Source organism: Neobittarella massiliensis (ex Bilen et al. 2018), assembly GCF_900289145.1.
Taxonomy (GTDB): domain Bacteria; phylum Bacillota; class Clostridia; order Oscillospirales; family Ruminococcaceae; genus Neobittarella; species Neobittarella massiliensis.
Genome location: NZ_OKQO01000007.1, coordinates 116,613 through 136,879, shown reverse-complemented (window position 1 = coordinate 136,879; position 20,267 = coordinate 116,613). Strand labels below are relative to the sequence as shown.

The 20,267-nt window shown below is 63.3% G+C and carries 14 protein-coding genes; 11 read left to right on the top strand and 3 right to left on the bottom strand.

Going from position 1 to position 20,267, the window contains the following annotated elements:
• Nucleotides 1–61: 61 nt before the first annotated feature.
• A complete protein-coding gene (locus C6Y32_RS11065; RefSeq protein WP_105205318.1) occupies nt 62–4,483 on the top strand; it encodes an isopeptide-forming domain-containing fimbrial protein in 4,422 nt (1,473 codons plus the stop codon).
• Nucleotides 4,484–5,669: 1,186 nt separating this feature from the next.
• Here the strand turns inward: C6Y32_RS11065 and C6Y32_RS11060 are convergent.
• From C6Y32_RS11060 to C6Y32_RS11050, 3 genes are all read right to left on the bottom strand, one after another.
• Nucleotides 5,670–6,977, bottom strand: coding sequence for a S1C family serine protease (locus tag C6Y32_RS11060; protein WP_243562711.1), 1,308 nt, complete (start codon nt 6,975–6,977; stop codon nt 5,670–5,672).
• Nucleotides 6,978–7,294: 317 nt separating this feature from the next.
• Nucleotides 7,295–8,647 carry a TldD/PmbA family protein gene (locus tag C6Y32_RS11055; RefSeq protein WP_105205317.1) on the bottom strand — a complete coding sequence of 451 codons (1,353 nt, stop codon included), beginning with the start codon at nt 8,645–8,647 and terminating at the stop codon, nt 7,295–7,297.
• A gap of 22 nt (nt 8,648–8,669) precedes the next feature.
• A complete protein-coding gene (locus tag C6Y32_RS11050; RefSeq protein ID WP_105205454.1) occupies nt 8,670–10,007 on the bottom strand; it encodes a TldD/PmbA family protein in 1,338 nt (445 codons plus the stop codon).
• Nucleotides 10,008–10,364: 357 nt separating this feature from the next.
• Between C6Y32_RS11050 and C6Y32_RS11045 the strand changes: the two genes are divergently transcribed.
• The 10 genes from C6Y32_RS11045 (at nt 10,365) to C6Y32_RS11000 (ending at nt 19,917) form a co-directional block, all read left to right on the top strand.
• Nucleotides 10,365–11,705 carry a hypothetical protein gene (locus tag C6Y32_RS11045; RefSeq protein WP_105205316.1) on the top strand — a complete coding sequence of 447 codons (1,341 nt, stop codon included), beginning with the start codon at nt 10,365–10,367 and terminating at the stop codon, nt 11,703–11,705.
• A gap of 52 nt (nt 11,706–11,757) precedes the next feature.
• A complete protein-coding gene (locus C6Y32_RS11040) occupies nt 11,758–12,447 on the top strand; it encodes a response regulator transcription factor (RefSeq protein ID WP_105205315.1) in 690 nt (229 codons plus the stop codon).
• A 44-nt stretch (nt 12,448–12,491) separates the two neighbouring features.
• Nucleotides 12,492–13,973: a HAMP domain-containing sensor histidine kinase gene (locus tag C6Y32_RS11035; RefSeq protein ID WP_105205314.1), complete on the top strand. Its 1,482-nt coding sequence runs from the start codon at nt 12,492–12,494 to the stop codon at nt 13,971–13,973.
• A complete protein-coding gene (locus tag C6Y32_RS11030) occupies nt 13,945–14,868 on the top strand; it encodes a DUF1385 domain-containing protein (protein ID WP_105205313.1) in 924 nt (307 codons plus the stop codon). The genes C6Y32_RS11035 and C6Y32_RS11030 overlap by 29 nt, the downstream gene beginning before the upstream one ends.
• On the top strand, nt 14,862–15,722 hold the full coding sequence (gene prmC / locus C6Y32_RS11025) for a peptide chain release factor N(5)-glutamine methyltransferase (protein ID WP_105205312.1): 861 nt from the start codon (nt 14,862–14,864) through the stop codon (nt 15,720–15,722). The genes C6Y32_RS11030 and prmC overlap by 7 nt, the downstream gene beginning before the upstream one ends.
• Nucleotides 15,723–15,789: 67 nt before the next feature.
• Complete coding sequence (gene recA / locus C6Y32_RS11020; protein WP_105205311.1) at nt 15,790–16,950, top strand: recombinase RecA; 1,161 nt, start codon at nt 15,790–15,792, stop codon at nt 16,948–16,950.
• A gap of 1 nt (nt 16,951) precedes the next feature.
• Nucleotides 16,952–17,599: a regulatory protein RecX gene (locus C6Y32_RS11015; protein WP_105205310.1), complete on the top strand. Its 648-nt coding sequence runs from the start codon at nt 16,952–16,954 to the stop codon at nt 17,597–17,599.
• A gap of 12 nt (nt 17,600–17,611) precedes the next feature.
• Nucleotides 17,612–18,952, top strand: coding sequence for a 30S ribosomal protein S12 methylthiotransferase RimO (gene rimO / locus C6Y32_RS11010; protein ID WP_105205309.1), 1,341 nt, complete (start codon nt 17,612–17,614; stop codon nt 18,950–18,952).
• A 13-nt stretch (nt 18,953–18,965) separates the two neighbouring features.
• The gene (pgsA, locus tag C6Y32_RS11005) at nt 18,966–19,529 is read left to right on the top strand and encodes a CDP-diacylglycerol--glycerol-3-phosphate 3-phosphatidyltransferase (RefSeq protein ID WP_105205308.1); all 564 of its coding nucleotides are present in this window, start codon (nt 18,966–18,968) and stop codon (nt 19,527–19,529) included.
• 136 nt (nt 19,530–19,665) lie between these two features.
• Nucleotides 19,666–19,917, top strand: a complete 252-nt coding sequence (locus C6Y32_RS11000; RefSeq protein ID WP_186488481.1) for a hypothetical protein — start codon at nt 19,666–19,668, stop codon at nt 19,915–19,917.
• Nucleotides 19,918–20,267: the final 350 nt, after the last annotated feature.

Genomic DNA, 20,267 nt, shown 5'->3' with positions numbered 1-20,267 from the left:
GCTCTGCGGCTAAGCAGGCCCGCGAGCTCGCCCGGTACCCAATAAGAGGAGGAGATATACAGTGAAAAACAAGGTGCGGCGCCAAAAATTTATGGCGCTGATACTCAGTGCAGCCCTGATGGCCGCGGCTCTGCCGGCGGCCGTTTTTGCCGAGCCCCAGTCCGTTTCCATCGGCGGCTTTCTGGTGACCGGCGGCGTGCAGGGGAGCGACTACCGGCTCGAGGGCGGCCTGCTCAAGGTCATGACCGACACCCCGCTGACCATAAAGAACCAGGACCCCACTTCCCCCAACGGCACCGGCATCCAGGTGTTGGCCGGGGTGCACGCCGATGTCACCCTGTCCGGGGTCAACATCGCGGCCAAGCAGCCGTTTGACATCGTCACCAATTCCATGGATACCGCTGGCGGCACCTTTGCCACCAGCGGCGATCAGGTGCAAAACAAGACCTCCTGCCACATCACTCTGGCCGACGGCACCGACAATATTTTAGATGCCTCTGCCTATGCCAGCACCGGTGTGCAATTCCCCGGCCTGCGCTGCGGCGAGGGCTCCATCCTCACCATCGACGACGGGGTGCGCAACATGGATGTAAACGGTGTGCCGGTGGTGCCCGAGCAGGGCAAAATAGGCGCCGACGTCACCCTTGTCGGCGGCCGCCAGCTGCACGCCGGCGACCCCATTGCCAGCCTGGACAGCAACGACCCCGGCACCCTGACAGTCAAGGGCGGCTGGCGCTCTGCGGCCATCGGCAGCGGCCCCCGCGAGAGTTCCGGTCTCATGACCTTTAACGGCGGTGACGTCACCGCTATTGCCTATGGCCCGACCTCCAATTACGGTGGCGCCGGCTGCGGTATCGGCGGCGGCATCGGCGGCAGCGGTACCGAAATGTATTTTAATGCCGGCAAGATCGACGCCTACGGCTCTTATCATGGCGGCGGCATCGGCGGCGGCTGCACCATCTATGGCGGTATGCAAAATGGCTATACCGATTACAAACTGCCCGACGCCATCTATAACGGCGGGGTCAATGCCGCCCCGGTGCAGTCGAGCACGCTGGCCGGCGACATGACCATCAACGGCGGTCTCATCAAGGCCAAAAGTTATACCCACGGCAACGCCATCGGTAAGGGCTGCGGCGGCACCAACACCGGCAAGACCATCAAAATAACCGGCGGCACCGTGCTGCCCGATTCCACGGTCGGCGGCGCTGCCTTTATGGATATCGGCGGTACCGGCGGCTATGTGGTGGTCACCGGCGGCTCGGTGCGGCTGTCCGGTCCCGGCAAGTTCGACAGCATTCCCGGCAACGGCGGCGCCTACGGCGACGACGACCACAGCCAACAGGTGTTTATGACCACCATCGACCTTTCCGGCGACGAGATGAAAAACTACGATATCGCCGGTTTCGATGTGAAGATCGCCGGCGCGCCCAACGACTACGGCTCGCCCTATGTGCTCGACGAAAATTCTAAGCTGTACCTGTGGCTGCCCAAAGACACCGCCGGCAAAGAGGTGGCGGTGGAGCTGTCGGTGCGCAAAGACAGCGTCAGCGAGCCCCAAAAGCTCGATACCTTCTTTATCACCAACGTGGCCGATAACGGCACCTCTTTTTTAAAGCGCTATGTGGAGTTTGACCTGCCGGGCGCCGGCTACCAGGGCCAAAAGGATTACGACGGCGTCGCCACCACGCCGTTTGACTTTGCCGACCACCCCATCACCACCGACGAGAGCATACCCAAAGTGCTCGACCAACCGTCCTATGTGCTGTACAAGTACCAGCCCTACGGCGAGGACGGCCAGCTGGCGGGGGAGGAATCGGCTGAGTCGGCCACCAGCCTGCCGGTGGACAGCGGCACCTACCGCCTCACCATGACCTCCACCCAGTACTCTATGGTAGCTCCCTTTAACAACAGCTACTGGGGGCACCGCGGTTACGGCACGGTGACCATAAACCCGGTGGCATCACATACGTCGGTGTCCGTCAGCCGCGACGCGTCGGTCACCGACGCGTCCGACCAGACGCTGCACATCACCGCCGACTTTGTCAGCGGCGAGGATACCGCCAAGACCTGTGCGGCCCCCACCGGCGCCGCCCAGCTGTACATCGACGGCGAGCCGGTGGGCGACCCCATCCCCCTGGTGGACAGCAGCGAGCCCGACGGCAACGCCACTTTTGGTACCGCCGCCGGCGCCGGCGGCCGCTATCACACGGTGTTCAGCTACGACTTTGTGCCCAGCGAGCACGACGACTGGGTGCCCAAAGCCACCGCCGACGGCAAGCACCAGGTCTCGGTCAAATACCTGCCCGATAAAAACTACCTCGAGAGCATCGGCACCCCGGCGGTTGAGACGGTCATTACCCCCATCGAGCCCAGTTTAGACGTGTACGACGACACCGACAGCTCGGCCCCGGTGCTGGTGCCCGACGGCGGCACCCTGCAAAAAGACTACGCCGATTTTGCCGGCGACGACGACTGGTTCCCCCTAAAGGTGGACAGTAGCAACACCTCCGCCACCCAGTATGCCTCCAGCAACCCCAATGTGGCGGTGGTCGACGAGCAGGGCAAGGTACACATCAAGGGCAGCGGCACCACCACCATCACGGTGAAAAAGCCGGCCAACGGCGCCTTTACCGAGCGCGAGGAGACCTTTACCCTTGTGGTGGCACCCGACGGTACCTTAAAGCCCGATGCCGAGCTCTCTAAAGGCGCTGTCAACAGCGATCACCCCGATGGCCCCACCCGCCCGGACGATCTTTTGGAGTACACCATCACCGCCAAAAACAAGCTGCCCGGCTCGCTGTGGAAAGAGGTCGTCATCCGCGACCAGCTGCCGGCCGGCGTGGAGCTTTTGACCGATACGTTGCGCCTGCAGGGCCCGCGCGACGACCAGCCCCACCAGCTGACAGAGGCGGAGTACACCCTGCAAAACGGCCTGTTGTCTGTGCCGGTGGGCGATGTCCACGGCAGCGAGCAGTATATCCTCACTTTTAAAGTGCGGGTAAAGAGCGAGACCGGTGAACCCGGTGCCGACGAGCAGTTTAAAGACATTACCAACATCGCCACCGGCTCGGGCAGTTACGGTCCCGGCGGCCCCGACGGCTCTGGCAGCGCCGACAGCGAGCTCACTGTGTCCTCCGACCCGACAACACCTGCCGGCGGCGGCCAGGTGCTGCCCCACGACCCGCGGCCCGAGATCCACAAGACCGGGCAGAACCTGGACCGCAACGAGGGCCAGACCCACGTGGACGACCGCATCCGCTACGAGATAGAGGTGGAGAACCGCCGCCCCGGCTCGCTGTGGAAAGAGGTGGCCGTGCGGGATAAGCTGCCCGCCGGCCTGATACTGGTCCCCGGCAGCATGGTGCTGCAAAAACCCGACGGCACCCGCATCCTGGTATCCGACAGCGCCTACGACCCGGTGACCCGCATCATCTCTGTGTATGTGGGCGAGGTGTACGGCGGCCAAAAATACGTCTTCTCGTTCGAGGTGACCGTCGCCCCCGAGGCGGTGGGCAAAGATATCGGCAACACCGCCGAGGCCATCGGCTACAAGCCCGGTGGCGGCGGCTCGGGCGGCAGTGGCGGCTCGGGCTCCGGTGGTTCAGACGGCAGCGGCGGTTCCGGTGGCTCCGGTGGTTCGGGCGGCGGCTCCGGCGGCGGTATCGACTCCATCTCCTACAAGCCCGGCGACCCCTATTTCCCCGCCGGCGGCAGCTCCTGGCCCAACGGCGGTTCCGGTGGTTCTGATGGCAGCGGCGGTGGCGGCAGCGGTTCTGGCGGCGGCGATGGTACCGACCCCGACAGCGGCCTGATCTATATCGACACCCCCGACCCGGCCTACCCCATAGACGGCGATAAGCCCGACGGCAGCGACCCGGGCGGCAGTGGTATCCTGCCCACCGACCCCGAGCCCGAACTGGAAAAAGAAGTGCAGAACCTGACTGACAGGGGGGATAGCCACCTGGACGACCTGCTCAGCTACGAGGTGAAGCTCTCCAATCCCAAACCCGGCTCGCTGTGGAAAAATGTGTTTATTTTCGACTACCTGCCCAGCGAATTGGCACTGGATCTGGACAGCATCCAACTGATCTACCCCGACGGCTCGGCACATGCTGTGAGTGCCGCCCAGGTCTACGACCCGGCGGCCCACACCCTGACGGTGCCCATCGCCCGCCTGTACGGCGGCGAGACCTACACCCTGCGCTACCGGGTACAAATACAGATAGATGACCCGCCCCAAGAGCCGCCGAAAGAGATCGTCAACACGGCGGCCGCTGCCGGCGAGGACCCCGACGGCCAGGTCACCGAGGCCAAAAACGGCCCCCGGGCCCAGGCGGCAGTCTCCTGGCCGGTAGACGCGGTGTACAGCGAAACAGCCAACACCGGCGACAACCTGGCCGGTCTGTCGGCGCTGGCGGTGCTGGTACTTTCGTTGGGGGCAGCGGCAGTGCTCAAAAAGCGCCGCGGCCAGCACCACTAAGTTTACATTGGTAAAAACACCATAAAACATATCCATCCGTTTAAAAGCGCACACGGCCTGCGGGCTCGGGTGCGCTTTTTGGCGCCGTGTTTTCCACCATCCTCGTGTCGGCGGTGGAAAATAGAGCCTCTCTTTAAATGGGCCGGCAAAAATACCGCCGCCGGCTCCGGCCGGGCGCGGTCCGCCCTTTTTGTCTGCGCGGCAATTTGCCCGGCCATCCCGGCAAGGCGGGCAGGGGAGGTTTGAGGGGGATCGGGATGGCTGGGGATGGCCGGGGATGATTTGAGGAATTTTGAGGGTATTTTGAGAGTGGTCTGAGGAGAGCCTGAGGGTGGTATGAGGATAGTTTGAGGAGGGCAGAAGGAGCGGCCTGCCTTTTCCGGCCATATCTGTTTTTGCGCCCGCATTTTTTACTGCGTCTAACGTTTTCTCTTCACCACCCCACCACTCCACCGTCGGCCCGCAACACCGTCGGCCCGCGGTACCGAATACCGGCGCGCAGGCAGTTCGGCATGGTCGGCGCCTGTACTTCTGCCCCCACCTCTTTCAGCGGCGGGTAAGACCGACCTTGCTCGCCGGTAAAACGGGTGGTATCGGCAGCTTTTACTGCTGTGAAATACAGCTGTATCAGCTGCCGGAGTTAATAGAGCAGATAGCCTACCCGACCTATCCGACCTGTCCAATTTGATCGACCTGCCCAGCTCCGAATAACGCCCCCTAAAAATATAAAATGCACCGGTGCCGCCCGCTTGTCGTCCGTACCGCTCGTCCGCTGAAGATCTCTGCCCGGCCACCCGGCCATCAGATCACCAGGCTACCGCATTTTCCACCATCCAGCGCCCCGCGGTGGAAAATATGGCGGTATAGAGCTGCGCCCACCGCTCCGCGCTGGCAGCCGGGCTGGCAGCGTGCCTTTACCGCCGCCCCTGCTGCTATCGGTCAGGGCAGCTGAAAAGGTGCGGGATGCCGGGTAAATGCGTCTCTTGCGGCGTCTCCACCGCCCCCCGCGCTACCCGGCCATGCAGTCCCCTGTTCTGTACATAGTACATATAAAACGATCCGTAGTATCTGCATAAGATACTACGGATCGTTAAAAAGAGAAAAGAGGATGTAGATGTATGCAAACGGCCCGGGGCAAGGCGCCCGGCGGGCCGGGATAGCTGGTTTTGGGGTGCGGTGCCCCGCGCTACAGCTCGCCGCTGCTGTCGATACCGCCGCTGCCACTGCTGCCGGTGTTCTGCTCGGTGAGCTGGTAGCTGATCTCGGCCGTCTGGCCGCTGCGGTAGATCGTCAGCTTTACAGTGTCGCCCACTTTGCTGCCCGACAACACCTTGTTTACCTCGCTGGCGGTGGCGACGTCGGTGCCGTTGACCTGTAAGATCAGGTCGCCGGCCTGTATACCGGCCCGCTGGGCGTTGGCGCCGGTCACCTGCTGCACGTACACGCCGGTCTGGCTCACCCGGTACTGCATGGCTGTCTGCGCGTCAGAAATATCTAATAGGGCCAGCCCGGTATCGATGCGGCCGCTCACGTGTCCGCTGTTTATCAGCTCCTCGATCACCGGCCGGGCGGTGTCGATGGGGATAGCAAAGCCCAGCCCCTCAATGCCGGTGCCGCTGGATTTGGCGTTGACGATGCCGATGAGCGAGCCGCTGCTGTCAAACAGGCCCCCGCCGGAGTTGCCGGGGTTGATGGCGGCGTTGGTCTGCAGCAGGGTCATGGTCTGGCCGTCTATCTCCACCTCGCGGTCTAAGGCGCTGATGATGCCGTCGGTCACAGTGCCGCCCAACTCGCCCAGCGGGTTGCCGATCGCCAGAGCAAATTGGCCCACCTGCAGGTCGCCGGAGCTGCCCATCACCGCCGGTTTCAGATCTTTGGCGTCGATCTTGAGCACGGCCAGGTCGGTCTCGGCGTCGGTGCCCACCAGCGTGGCGGCGTACTCGGTGCCGTCTTTTAAGGTGACGGTGATCTTCTGCGCCCCGTCGATCACGTGGTTGTTGGTGACGATATAGCCGTCAGCCGAGATGATGACCCCGCTGCCGGCCCCCTGCGACACGTACTGCTGCAGCCGCTGTCCCATCTGCACCGACTCGGTGGTGATGCCCACCACCGAGTCCGATACCGTGGCGGCGATATCGGCGGTAGACCTCCCGCCGCTGTCGGCGCCGGTCTGCTTTCCCGACTGGTACAAACCGCTCTTGCCGCCGCTGTTGCCGCTGCCAAAGTGGTCCACCACCAGCGCCCCGCCGGCGCCGCAGCCAAACGACAAAAGCATCATGCCGGCCACCAGCAGGGCGGTCTTGCCGCCTTTGCGGCGGGCCTTTCTGGCCGGCGGTACCGGGCTGGGCCCACCTGCCTGCTGCGGCCCGATAAACAGCGGCTGGCCGGTCAGCGGGTCGTATCGCCGCTGGCTGCCAAATTGCTCGCCGCCCTGTGGCTGGCCGGCACCGCCGCTAAAGTCGTATCCGTGATATCCGTCATAAGGTCCCTGCATCTGTAAGTCCTCCCTGCCTTGTTTCTGTAGTCTCTATTTTGCCGGGTGGGTGTGACCGGGGCGTGAATAAAATTTGGCTATTCGGCAAAAAAAGACGGCAGCTTTTGTAAACACGGCCTTTACAGATCTTCAGGTCTCCCTCTACACCGCCTAAAAACGGTGCCCGTCCGTCCCCAAAAGATAGGCGTGGCGTACTGGGCGGGCCCGCCCGTCTCTCTGTCCGCACCCATTTCAGGGCGCAAAAAAGCCGCCGGTAGCGCCCCGTCGGGCGCCGCCAGCGGCTTTTGTTACCGCTTTATCGCCCGCTCACTGCCTGCTTACTGCCCGCTCTCGCCCGAGACCGACAGCCGGTCGACGAGCACGGTGGGCGAGCCAAATTGCCCCGCCCCGCCGGGCAGTGAAAAGGTCAGGTCGTCGGCCAGCGCGGCGATATCTAAAAGCAGCCGGTAGTAGTTTCCGGCCATCGTGATCTGGCTCACCGGCCGCACCCGCCGGCCATTTTGATACAGAAAGCCTTTGCTCTCCAGCGAAAAATCGCCGGTGGTGGGGTTGGCGCCGGCGTGCAGCCCCTTTACGTTGGTGATATACAGGAGCTCCTCACGGCTGGCCAGCAGCTCTTTTTGGGTGCAGTGGCCGGGGGCCAGGTACAGGTTGGTGGGGGCCACTGTCAGCGGCGACATGTACGAGCCCTTGTAGGCGTTGCCGGTGTTCTGGGCCCCCATCAGGGCGGCCGTCTTTTGGTTGTGCAGTAAAGTCGCCAGCACTCCGCCGGCGATCACCGCCGTCTTTTGGGTGGCAAAGCCCTGGTCGTCAAAAGCCCGGCGGCAGATGGCGCCGGGGTACAGCGGGTCGTCGATCAGGTCCACGCAGGCCGCCGCCACCGCGGTGCCCACCTTGTCCCCCAGCAGCGACAGCCCTTTGTAGGCCGCCAGCCCCGAGAACAGTCCGCAAAAGGTCTCCAGCAGGTCGTAAGATACCTTGGGCGACAGCGCCACCGCATAGCTGCCCGCCGCCACCGGCTGGCTGCCGATGAACGACAGCGTCGACTCCACCGCCCGGCGGGCGGTCGCCGCAGTATCCAGCGCCGCCGAGCTGTCGGCGTAGTCGATCTCGTATTCGTTATAGGTGTCGCCGCCCTGCCGCACCACCGGCCCCATCACCGCATAGGCGTAGTGGCTCTCGTCGCTCACATCCAGGCCCTGGCTGTTATATATGGCCCGCCGCGACCAGGCGGCAGCGGTGCCGGCGTCGGCCACGGCGCTCACCCGGCCGTCGCCCTCCAGGCAGGCCGCCTCGCCGGCCAGTACCGCCTCTTTTAAAGCGGGGTAGGGGTCGCGCTCGGCCTGGCTGTCTGCTGCCGGGCGGCTCTCGCCGGGCAGTATCTCGTCGATATCGGCGTTTTCGGCCACCTTGGCCGAGTCGATGGCGTCCCCCACCAGCCGCTGGGCCTCCTGTTCGCTCAGCACCTGGGTACCGGCATAGCCCATGCGGCCGCCGCACAGCACCCGCAGGCACACCCCCAGCGTCTGGCTGCTCGAAAACTTTTCCACTGCGCCCCGGTAGGCCTCCAGCTCCATCGAGCCCGACTGGCGGCTGTATAGTTCAAAGCAGTCCACCCCGGCGGCTCTGGCCGCCCGGTCCACCGCCTGTTTAAATGCAGTCATATCCATGGCTTGTCGCTCCTTTTGCTCTTTACTGCTTGCCGCCTACGGTGATCTTTTGCAGCCGTATCAGCGGCTGTCCCACATTGGTGGGCACCGAGCCGCTGGCCGCGCCGCACATGCCTTGCCCGTGGTCCAGGTTCCTGCCCACCATGTCGATGTCAAACAGCACCTGCGAGCCCTTACCGATCAGGCTGGCCCCCCGCACCGGGTAGCGGATCTTGCCGTTTTCCACCAGGTAGCCCTCGCTCACGGCAAAGTTGAACTCGCCGGTGACCGGATTGACCGAGCCGCCGCCCATCTTTTTGCAGTAGAGCCCTCTCTCCATCGAGGCGATGATGTCCTCGTCCCGGTCTTTGCCCGGGGCGATGTAGGTGTTGCGCATGCGGGAGGTGGGCGCGTAGAGATACGACTCCCGCCGGCCGCTGCCGGTGGGGGCCAGCCCCATCTCCAGGCTGCCCAGGTAGTCGACCATGTAGCTCTTTAAAATGCCGTTTTCGATCAGCACCGTGCGCTGGGTGGGGCGGCCCTCGTCGTCGATGGCGGTAGAGCCCCAGGCCCCGGGAATGGTCCCGTCGTCGATGGCCGTCACCTTGCTGGAGGCGATCTTCTGCCCCAGCTTGCCGGCAAATTCCGAGTTTCCCTTACCGACCGCGGCCGATTCCAGCGAGTGGCCGCAGGCCTCGTGAAAGATCACGCCGCCAAAGCCGTTTTCAATGGCCACCGGCATCACCCCCGCCGGGCACTCGGTCGCGTGCAGCATGGTCACCGCCTGGCGGGCGGCGCTGCGGGCGGTATCGCACACGTCCAGCCGCTCAAACAGCTCATAGCCGCAGCTGGCGCCCGGCCCCTCGCTGCCGGTCTGGTTCTGGGTGCCGTCGGCGGCGATGGCGCTGATATAAAAGCGGGTGCGCACCCGCCGGTCCTCCACGTACAGTCCCTGGGTGTTGGCGATGAGCACGTCCTGGGTCTTGTCCATCAGCATGGCGCTCACCTGGGCGATCTCGGCCGAGTAGTCTCTCGCCGCCGCGTCGGCCCGGCGCAGCAGGTGGGCCTTTTTGGCGCTCTCCACGCCGGCCGGCTCTATTTTGGGCCACTGGCCGTCGGCCTTGAGCGCCGTCAGGGCGGCAAACTTCGCCGGCTGGCCGCTGCAGCAGGCCACAGCGGCCTGTTTGGCGGCGGTGATGAGCGCCGCCGGCGACATGTCGCAGCTGCTCACGTACACGCTGTGCAGCCCCTTGATGGCGCGTATGCCCACCCCGCGGATGTGCCCGCGCACCGCGCTCTCCACTTTTCGGTCGATGAGGTTCAGCGAATGGCTCAGGCTGTCCTCGTAAAACAGCTCGGCAAAGTCCGCCCCGGTGGACATGGCGGCCTCCAGTATCTGTCGGGCGAGCTGCGGCCCGGGTCTTGCGTTCTCCAAAAGGTACGCCCCCTTTATTTAATAGGTCTATCTCTGCGGTCGCGGCAGCCGCCGTCCCGGCCGGCTGCCTGATTACTATTATAACCAGTTTTGTGGTAAAATACCAATATGCCGCCCATTTGTGCCCCGGCCCGCGCGCACTGGGCGCCGCTTCTGCCCCCGGCCGGTTTGTAACCAAACTTTAACTGCGCGCCGGGTTATTTTGTGTTAAAATAACGGTGACCGCGGCTTTCGGCCCACCCGGCCGGCGCCGCCCATCCCGTGCACGACCGATCTTATCTTATCCAGAGAGGGGGGACCGATATGGCCCACACACCGCACGCCGTGCGCCTGCTGGCGCTGGCGCTCTGCTGCCTGCTGTCGCTCACCGGCTGCGGCAGCTTTGGCGCCTCGGTCGAGGACCTGCTCACCGCGCCCGCCCTGGACGACCAGCAGGCAGCCATCCTCGACACGGTGCGCAGCTACGCCGACACCGGCATCACCCTGGTCTATCCCAAGGGCGGCGCCTACCGCAACCCCATCACCCTGCAGGATATCGACGGCGACGATGAGCCCGAGGCCATCACCTTCTACACCAAAAAAGACGAGGTCAAGATCCACATCAACGTCGCCAAAAAGATGGAGGACTACCAAAACGGCGAGCGCTGGCAGGTGATCTACGACATCGAGGGCCTGGGCAACCAGGTGAACTTTATCGATTTTGCCCACGTGGGGCTGCTGTTTTACCAGAACATCATCGTCGGCTACAGCGCCTTCAGCGAGGGGGGCAACACGCTGGTGGTCTACGGCTTTCAGAGCGGCGAGCTCTGCGAGACCATGATCCAAAACTACACCGAGGTGGCCTATGGCGACCTCGACGGCGACATGTTCGACGAGTTGGTGCTGTTTAACACCCCCGGCGACGGTGCCGCCGGCATCACCGCCGACCTGTACGAGCGGGTCGGCACCCCCGAGGCGCCCTACCTGGGCAAAACGGCACAGGCCACCCTCGATCCGTCGCTGGTGCGGCTGCGGCGGCTCTCGGTCGACAGCGAGGGCCAGTACCGGCTGGTGTATGCCGACGGCCTGAGCGGCGACAACCAGATGACCACCGAGGCGCTGTGCTACGACGGGGAGAAGCTCTATACGCTGTCCCAGTACGAGCGCCAGCGCGGCAGTGAGACCGACTATCTCACCGCCCTCACCCGCCAGAACACCGAGCTCTACAGTCAGGACGTAGACGGCGACGGCCATATCGAGGTGCCCCGCCTGCAAAAACAGCAGAACGACAGCCTCTACCAGCAGGGCGGCTATTTTGTCGACTGGTACAGCGGCTCCAGCGGCGGCTACACCTACAAGCGCACCACCTACGAGGACGACTCGTTCCACCTGCGGGTCACGCTGCTCTCGGGTTGGGTGGGCAGCGTCACCTTCCAGTCCGAAAACGACGGCAGCGCCCGCACCTGTCTCGATGCCGGCGGCGCCACCGTCTTCTCGGTGCTGCGCATCTCCCGCAGCGAGGATGCCGTCGCCTACACCTCCAGCGGCTTTAAAGAGCTGGGCACCTACGGCAGCTTTACCTATCTGTATAAGGCCGGCGACAGCACGCTGGTCCACGCGGCCAGCGAGACCGAGATGGCCGCCGCCATAGAGATCAAACAGTGACGCCCCGCGCGCACGATCAGCAAAAAGCAAGCTAGAAAGGCAGGACGCTTTTATGAAGAGGATACTGGTGGTAGAAGATGAGGAGAGCATCCGCGAGCTCATCTGTCTCAATTTAGAAAAGACCGGCTTTACCGTGCTGGGCGCCGGTACCGGCGAGGAGGCGGTGGAGATCTTCACCCGCGAGGGCTCCTCCATCGACGTCATCCTGCTCGATATCATGCTGCCGGGCATCTCCGGGCTGCAGGTGTGCAAGCAGGTGCGCCAGCTCTCGAGCACGGTGGGCATCATCATGCTCACCGCCAAGACCCAGGAGATGGACAAGATAAGCGGCCTCATGCTGGGGGCCGACGACTACGTCACCAAGCCCTTCAGCGTCTCCGAGCTGATGGCCCGGGTCGACGCCATCTACCGCCGGGTGGCCATGTCCGGCGGCGGCCAGACCAGCACCCTGCACTACGGCCCCTTCGAGATGAACTTAAAGAGCCGGGTGCTGCGGAAAAACGGCGACCCGGTCGAACTCACCCAGGTCGAGTACCAGATCATGGAGCTGTTTTTAAAAAATCCCGATACGGTGCTCGACCGCATGGAGATCTTAAAGAGCATCTGGGGCGAGAACTACTACGGCGACGACAAGATCATCGACGTCAATATCCGCCGCCTGCGCATGAAGATCGAGGAGGAGCCCTCCCGCCCCCGGCACATCACCACCGTCTGGGGCGTGGGCTACCGCTTCAAGGCATAGCAGACGAGATCAGACTTTTATAAAACAAGGGGGGAGCAGGGCTTATGCAGAGCGTGACCAAACGCTGGATGCTCAACTTTTTGACCATCATCGTGGTCATCCTCTCGGCCATCATGCTCATCGTGGTGGTGGGGGTGCGCAGCTTTTACTATTCCAGCGCCGAGCAGACCATCACCAGCCGCTTAGAGGTGATGGCCAACGCCATCAAGAGCAGCCAGCAGTCGGCCACCGAACAGATGGTGGAGTCGATGGTCACCGGCTTTGAGGAAAAAGACAAGTACGAGGTGATGCTGCTCAACAAGTCTGGGGCGGTCACCCTCACTTCCAGCGGCTTTTCCCCCTCCGACGAGCTGGGCGACGGCGACTTCGAAAAGGCCAAGGCCTCCTCCGACGGTTTCGGCATGAAGGTGGGTTACACCCGCAGCGCCGGCAAAGTCATGTCGGTGTGCTACATCTCCAGCAGCCTGGGCGGCGAGGTGCAGGGCATCCGCATGGTCTGCTCGCTCAAGGCCGTCGACGGCGAGATCGTCAAGATCGCGGTGCTGTTTTTGCTGTTCTCGGCGGTGGTCATCCTGTTCGTGGTGCTCTCCAGCACCTACTTTATCAAGAGCATCGTCAACCCCATCGGCCAGGTGGGGGTCATCGCCACCAAAATAGCCTCCGGCGACTTCTCGGTGCGCATCAAGAGCCAGCACAACGACGAGATCGGCCAGCTGTGCAACATCATCAACTACATGGCCGACGAGCTGCAAAAGGCCGAGCAGGTCAAAAACGAGTTCATCTCCCAGGTCTCCCACGAGCTGCGCACCCCCCTGACAGCCATCAAGGGCTGGGGCGAGACGGTGCTCCAGTCCGACCCGGTCACCGACGGCGACACGGTGCGTATGGGCATGAACATCATGATCAGCGAGACCGAGCGCCTGTCGGATATGGTGGAGGAGCTGCTGGACTTCTCGCGCATGCAGAGCGGCAAGCTCACGCTGGTGCTCTCCAAGATCGACGTGCTCGCCGAGCTGGGCGAGGTGGTCATCATGTTCGGCGAGCGCGCCCGCCGTGAGGGCATCGAGCTCATCTACAACGACCCCGACATCGTCTCGCCGGTGTTCGGCGACAAAAACCGCATCCGCCAGGTGTTTATCAACATTTTAGACAACGCCCTCAAATACTGCGATAAGGGCGGTACCATCCGCGTCACCGCCAAAGAGGAAGACGGCTTCGTCATCGCCGAGATCGCCGATACCGGCGCCGGTATCAAAGCCGCCGACCTGCCCCGGGTCAAAGAGAAGTTCGTCAAGGGGCAAAACGCCCGCCGCGGCACCGGCATCGGCCTGGCGGTGGCCGACGAGATCATCACCCTGCACAAGGGCCGGCTGCAGATCGAGAGCGAAGAAGGGGTGGGCACCACGGTGCGCATCGCCGTGCCGGTCATGGATAAAAAGGTCGATTCCACCACCATGCAGATCGCCAAGATAGACGAAGAGGAGATACGCAGATACCATGAGTCAAAACAGCAGTCAGACAACTAAGCCCCACAAGACCCGCATCGGCGGGCAGGCCCTCATCGAGGGCATCATGATGCGGGGCGTCGACAAATACGCCTTAGCCGTGCGCAAAAAAGACGGCGCCATCCACCTGGAGGAGCGGCCGGATAAGGCCCTCACCAGCTGGTACAACAAGGTCCCCCTCATTCGCGGGGTGTGCAATTTCATCGCCACCCTGGTGCTGGGCTACCGCTGCATGATGGAGTCGGCCGAGATATCCGGCGCCTTCGACGACGAGGACGAAAAGCCCATGTCCGGGGCTGCCACCACCGCCTTTTCGGCGCTGGCGGGGGTGCTGGCGGTGTTTTTGTGCCTCATTTTGTTCATGGTCATCCCCACCGCCGCCACCGGCCTTATCGACAGGTTCCTGCCGCTGGGCGGCTGGCGGGTGGTGGTCGAGAGCGCCATCAAGATCGCCGTCTTTCTGGCCTATATGGCGCTGGTGTCGCTGATGAGCGACATCAAGCGGGTGTTTCGCTACCACGGGGCCGAGCACAAGACCATCGCCTGCTACGAGCACCGCCAGCCGCTCACGGTCGAGAACGTCCGCCGCCACAGCCCCTACCACCCCCGCTGCGGCACCAGCTTTCTGCTCATCGTCATTTTGGTCAGCATTTTGGTCAACGCCTTCGTCTCCTGGCGCAGCGTGTGGCTGCGGGCGCTCATCAAGGTGCTGCTCCTGCCGCTGGTCATGGGCATCAGCTACGAGATCATCCGCTACGCCGGCGGCCACGACAACCCCGTCTCCCGGGCCATCTCGAAACCCGGCCTGTGGCTGCAGCGGCTCACCGTCAAAGACCCCGACGACAGCATGATCGAGGTGGCCATCGCCGCCATGCAGGCGGTGCTGCCCAAAGAGGGGCAGGACGACCGTTGGTAGTCGCCGAGCTGCAGCGCCGCGGCGCCGAGCTGCTGCGCCGGGCCGGGCTGGAAGACGCGGCTTTTGACGCCCGGCAGCTGTTGGCGCACGTCTTACATACCGGCAGCGCCCAGCTGCCGCTTTGGGGCGACCAGCCGGTCACAGAGGGGCAACAGGCCCGCTACCTGCAGCTCATAGGCCGCAGAGCCCGGCGCTACCCGCTGCAGTACCTGCTGGGCAGCTGGCCGTTTTACGACGGCGAGTACCTGGTGGGGGAGGGGGTGCTCATCCCCCGCCCAGATACCGAGCGGCTCTGCGAGATAGCCATCGAGCTGGCCCCCGTCCTGCCCGGCTACAGCGCCGGCCCGGCGATCTGCGACCTGTGCAGCGGCAGCGGCTGCATCGCCGTCACCCTGCAAAAGCACATCCCCGGCAGCCATGTCACGGCGGTGGAAAAATCGCCCGCCGCCTTTCGCTACCTGCAAAAAAACATCGCCCTAAACGGCGCCGACGTGCAGCCGGTGCTGGCCGATGTGCTGGGCTACGAGCACCGCTGCCCGCCCTGCTCGCTCATCACCGCCAACCCCCCCTACATCACCGCCGCCGAGATGGCCGCCCTGCAGCCGGAGGTCTGCTACGAGCCGGCCATGGCGCTGGCGGCCGGGGCCGATGGGCTGGGCTTTTACCGGGCCATCGCCCGGCGCTATCTGCCCTGCCTGCTGCCCGGCGGCGCGCTGATTCTGGAAATTGGCGCCAGCCAGGGCCCGGCGGTGACCGAGATACTTAAAAACTGCGGCTACAGCGGCGTTTTTATTGCCAGGGACTACGCTCAAAACGACCGGGTGGCGGTGGCTCGCCGCCCGGCTGCCGGTTGATTTTTGACCGCCGATACAGTATACTATCACTTAGAAATGAAAACGTTTGTTTTGGAGGAAGACGAATATGGCGGAGAAACAGCAAAAGGCCCCCGATAAACAGCAGGCGCTCGAGACGGCGCTGGCCCAGATCGAGAAACAGTTCGGCAAAGGCGCGGTCATGCGCCTGGGCCAGCACTCCACCCTCAATGTAGAGGCCATCTCCACCGGCAGCCTGTCGCTGGATCTGGCGCTGGGCATCGGCGGCGTGCCCCGCGGTCGCGTGGTCGAGATCTACGGCCCCGAGAGCTCGGGCAAGACCACGGTGGCGCTGCACATCGCCGCCCAGGCCCAAAAAGAGGGGGGCACCGCCGCCTTTATCGACGTCGAGCACGCCCTCGACCCGGTGTACGCCGCCGCCCTGGGGGTGGATATCGACGCGCTGCTGGTCTCTCAGCCCGATACCGGCGAGCAGGCGCTCGAGATCTGCGAGGCGCTGGTGCGCTCCGGCGCCATCGACGTCATCGTCATCGACTCGGTGGCCGCCATGGTCCCCCGCGCCGAGATTGAGGGCCTCATGGGCGACAGCCACGTGGGCCTGCAGGCCCGCCTCATGAGCCAGGCGCTGCGCAAACTCACCGGCATCATCGGCAAAACAAAATGTGTGGCGGTGTTCATCAACCAGCTGCGCGAAAAGGTGGGCATCGTCTACGGCAACCCCGAGGTCACCCCCGGCGGCCGCGCCCTCAAATACTACTCCTCGGTGCGCATCGACGTGCGCCGGTCCGAGGCACTCAAGTCCGGCGGCGACTTCATCGGCAACCGCACCAAGGCCAAAGTGGTCAAAAACAAGGTGGCCCCGCCGTTTAAGGTGGCCGAGTTCGATATCATGTACGGCGAAGGCATCTCCAAAGAGGGCGAGATCCTGGATATCGGCGTCGATCTCGACATCGTCAAAAAGTCGGGCGCCTGGTTCAGCTACAACGGCGAGCGGCTGGGTCAGGGCCGCGACAACGTCAAAAAGTTCTTCCGCGAGCACCCCGAGGTCACCCGGGAGATCGAGGACGCCATCCGCGCCCAGAGTGACAAGGTGGGCATAAAACCCATCGCCGCCGCCGGCAAAGACGACACCCCGCTGGCCGCCCCCGCCGCCGCGCCCGCTCCCGCGGCCAAAGCCACCGGCAAAGCATCGGCCAAAGCGCCGGCCAAGGCCGAGGTGGAGATCGATATCGAAGTAGAGGACGAATAACATGCGCGAGACCGGCGCCGGCGTGGTCACCGGCTTAGAAAAGACCAAGCGGGGCCGCTACAGCGTGTTTGTCGACGGCGAGTTTTTGTGGTCCATCGACGGCGAAACACTGGTCAAAAATCCCGATATCCGCCCGGGAAAGACCGTCTCCTACGCCTATTTGGAAGAGGTCAAGTACCAGTCCGATATCCAAAAGTGTAAGGACAAGGCGCTGGACTATCTGGGCCGCCGCCCCTACGCCCAAAAAGAGCTCACCGACAAGCTCAGCCGCACCTACCCCCGCGACATCGCGCGCCAGGTGGCCGAGCTCGTCGGCTCCGCCGGTCTGCTCGACGATCTCGACTACGGCTACAAGCTGGCCGCCGAGCTGTTTTCCCAAAAGCACTACTCGGTGCGCTTTATCGGCATGGAGCTGCAAAAGCGCGGTCTTACCCGCGAGCAGGTCGAGCAGATACTGGCCGACAGCGGCTTTGACGACGGCGAGAGCATCCGCTACCTGCTGGCGCGCAGCTATAGCTGCGACCTGTCTAGCCCCAAGGGGCGCGACCGCGCGCTGGCCGCTCTGGCCCGCCGCGGCTTTTCTTACAGCGACTGCCGGCAGATGATCGCCGCACAACAGAGCGGAGAAGACGACTACGAGGAATACTAGGAGAGTTTACATATGCCAATACAAGTTGGAATGGTGTCTTTAGGGTGCCCCAAAAATCAGGTCGACGGCGAGATTTTGCTGGGCCTTGTCCAGCAGGACCCCGAGTTCGAGCTGCAGGCCGACCCGTCGCTGTGCGACGTGGTGCTCATCAACACCTGTGGCTTTATCGACGACGCCAAGCAGGAGTCTATCGACACCATCTTGGAGTTCTGCCAGCTAAAAGAAGAGGGGCAGCTCAAGTGCGTGCTGGTCACCGGCTGTCTGGCCCAGCGCTATAAGGACGAGATCCGCGCCGAGATACCGGAGGTCGACGGCGTGGTGGGCATAGGTTCCAACAGCCAGATTGCCCAGATCATCAAAGATGCGCTGGCCGGCAGCCACCCCCAGCTGTTTGCCAGCGCCTACGACCTGCCGCTGGCCGGCAGCCGCATCCTCACCACCCCGTCGCACTACGCCTACTTAAAAATATCCGAGGGCTGCTCCAACCGCTGCACCTTCTGCGCCATCCCCTACATCCGGGGCGATTTTCGCTCCCGCACCATCGAGGATATCGTGGCCGAGGCCAAAGAGCTGGCCGCGGCGGGTATCAAAGAGCTCATCGTGGTGGCGCAGGATACCACCCGTTACGGCGAGGACCTGTACGGCGAGCCCCGCCTGGCCGACCTGCTCGAGGAGCTGTGCAAAATAGACGGCTTTGTCTGGATACGGCTGATGTACTGCTATCCCGATCGCATCACCGACCGGCTGCTGGATATCATCGCCCGCGAGGAAAAGATCGTCAAGTACATCGATATCCCGCTGCAGCACACCAGTAAAGAGGTGCTGCGCCGCATGGGCCGCAAAGGCGACGACGCCTGGGTGCGCCAGGTCATCGCCCTCATCCGCGACCGGGTGCCCGACGTGTTCATCCGCACCACCGTCATCGCCGGCTTCCCCGGCGAGAGCGAGCAGCAGTACGAGCAGCTGTGCCGGTTCGTCGACGACATGCGCTTTCAGCGCCTGGGCTGCTTTGCCTACTCGCAGGAGGAAGGCACCCCCGCCGCGAAACTCGACGGCCAGCTCGACGAGGAGACAAAGCGCCACCGCGCCCAGCACATCATGGACAAGCAGGCCCTCATCATGGGCGACTACAACCGCCAGATGATCGGCAAAACGGTGCAGGTGATGGTGGACTACTTCGACAGCGAAGACATGGCCTACGTGGGCCGCACCCAGCACGACGCCCCCGAGATAGACGGTACCGTGCGCTTTGCCGCCGAATGCGACCTGCAAAACGGCGACCTGGTAGCCATCACCGTCGACGAGGCCGACGATTTTGACCTGTACGGCCATCTGGCCGCAGACGACGCATAGGGGAGGAACCGACATGAACACACCCAACAAACTCACCGTGCTGCGCATGGTACTGGTGCCGTTTTTTGTGGCGGCGCTGCTCATCAGCGATATACCGGCCAGCTATCTCATCGCCCTGGTCATCTTCACCGTCGCCTCGCTGACCGACATGCTCGACGGCCAGCTGGCCCGCAAGCATAACCAGGTCACCACCTTTGGCAAGTTTTTAGACCCGCTGGCCGATAAGATGCTGGTCACCTCGGCCATGATCTGCTTTATCGAGATGGGCCTCTCCTCCAGCGTGGCGGTTCTCATCGTCATCGGCCGCGAATTTATGGTCAGCGCCATCCGCCTGGTGGCGGTGGGCGAGGGCAACGTCATCGCCGCCAATATTTGGGGCAAGGTAAAAACGGTCATCCAGCTCATCGTCATCATCGGCGTGCTGCTGCTGCTGGCGCTGCAGGATTTTGGCATCGCCCAGTCGCTGGATGTGCCGCTCATCTCGAACGTCGGCATGTGGGTCATCGCCGCGGTCACCGCCATCTCCGGCGGCAAGTACCTGGTCGACAACCTGCAGTACATAAACACCACCAAATAGTGAAAAAGGCGCTGCTCTGCGGCGCCTTTTTGCCGTGTCGGGGCCAAGATGCCGCCCGCTTTTACCGGCGCTGGGCGCGCGGGCGATCAAGTGCCCAGCGGCTGCCGGCCCCCTTATAAAAAGGAGCAGATGCCCGATGAGAGAGTTCCTGTACCCCGCCGTGCAGCCGCCGGCTCGCAGCGGCGCCGAGCCGCTCAGAGACAGCAGGGGCGGGGAGGTGGCGCGCCTGGCCGACTTTTGGCGCTGGGCCCACTCTGACCTGCTGACCAATACCGAGCGGGGCATACTGGCAGAGTATATCGTCGCCTGTGCACTGGGCGTACACGGCGGCACGCGCATCGCGTGGGACCGGTACGACCTGGTCACCAAAGAGGGCTTTTTACCATAAAGGTAAAAACTTCGGGCTATCTGCAGTCTTGGGGGCAAAAGGCGGCCTCCAAACTGGTGTTTGGCATCCGCCCCACTCTGGGGTGGGACAGCACTACCAACGTGTACGGTACGACCAGAGCGCGGCAGGCGGATATCTACGTATTTTGTGTCTACAAGCACCGGGAACAAGAGACAGCCGACCCACTGGATCTGCGGCAGTGGGACTTTTATCTGCTGCCGACCCGCATCCTAAACGAAAAGGCGGGTATGCAAAAGAGTATATCGCTTTCCTCATTGCTAAAAATAGGAGCGACCTACAGTACGTATACAGAGATGCATGGGAAACTTCTGGCCTGCATGCACGGGCTG

Bases quoted from the DNA above. Each gene is read 5' to 3' on its own strand.
- C6Y32_RS11060 (WP_243562711.1), bottom strand. From the start codon at position 6,977: ATGCAGGGACCTTATGACGGATATCACGGATACGACTTTAGCGGCGGT.
- C6Y32_RS11055 (WP_105205317.1), bottom strand. From the start codon at position 8,647: ATGGATATGACTGCATTTAAACAGGCGGTGGACCGGGCGGCCAGAGCC.
- C6Y32_RS11050 (WP_105205454.1), bottom strand. From the start codon at position 10,007: ATGTCCACCGGGGCGGACTTTGCCGAGCTGTTTTACGAGGACAGCCTG.
- C6Y32_RS11045 (WP_105205316.1), top strand. From the start codon at position 10,365: ATGGCCCACACACCGCACGCCGTGCGCCTGCTGGCGCTGGCGCTCTGC.
- C6Y32_RS11040 (WP_105205315.1), top strand. From the start codon at position 11,758: ATGAAGAGGATACTGGTGGTAGAAGATGAGGAGAGCATCCGCGAGCTC.
- C6Y32_RS11035 (WP_105205314.1), top strand. From the start codon at position 12,492: ATGCAGAGCGTGACCAAACGCTGGATGCTCAACTTTTTGACCATCATC.
- C6Y32_RS11030 (WP_105205313.1), top strand. From the start codon at position 13,945: ATGAGTCAAAACAGCAGTCAGACAACTAAGCCCCACAAGACCCGCATC.
- recA (WP_105205311.1), top strand. From the start codon at position 15,790: ATGGCGGAGAAACAGCAAAAGGCCCCCGATAAACAGCAGGCGCTCGAG.
- C6Y32_RS11015 (WP_105205310.1), top strand. From the start codon at position 16,952: ATGCGCGAGACCGGCGCCGGCGTGGTCACCGGCTTAGAAAAGACCAAG.
- rimO (WP_105205309.1), top strand. From the start codon at position 17,612: ATGCCAATACAAGTTGGAATGGTGTCTTTAGGGTGCCCCAAAAATCAG.
- pgsA (WP_105205308.1), top strand. From the start codon at position 18,966: ATGAACACACCCAACAAACTCACCGTGCTGCGCATGGTACTGGTGCCG.
- C6Y32_RS11000 (WP_186488481.1), top strand. From the start codon at position 19,666: ATGAGAGAGTTCCTGTACCCCGCCGTGCAGCCGCCGGCTCGCAGCGGC.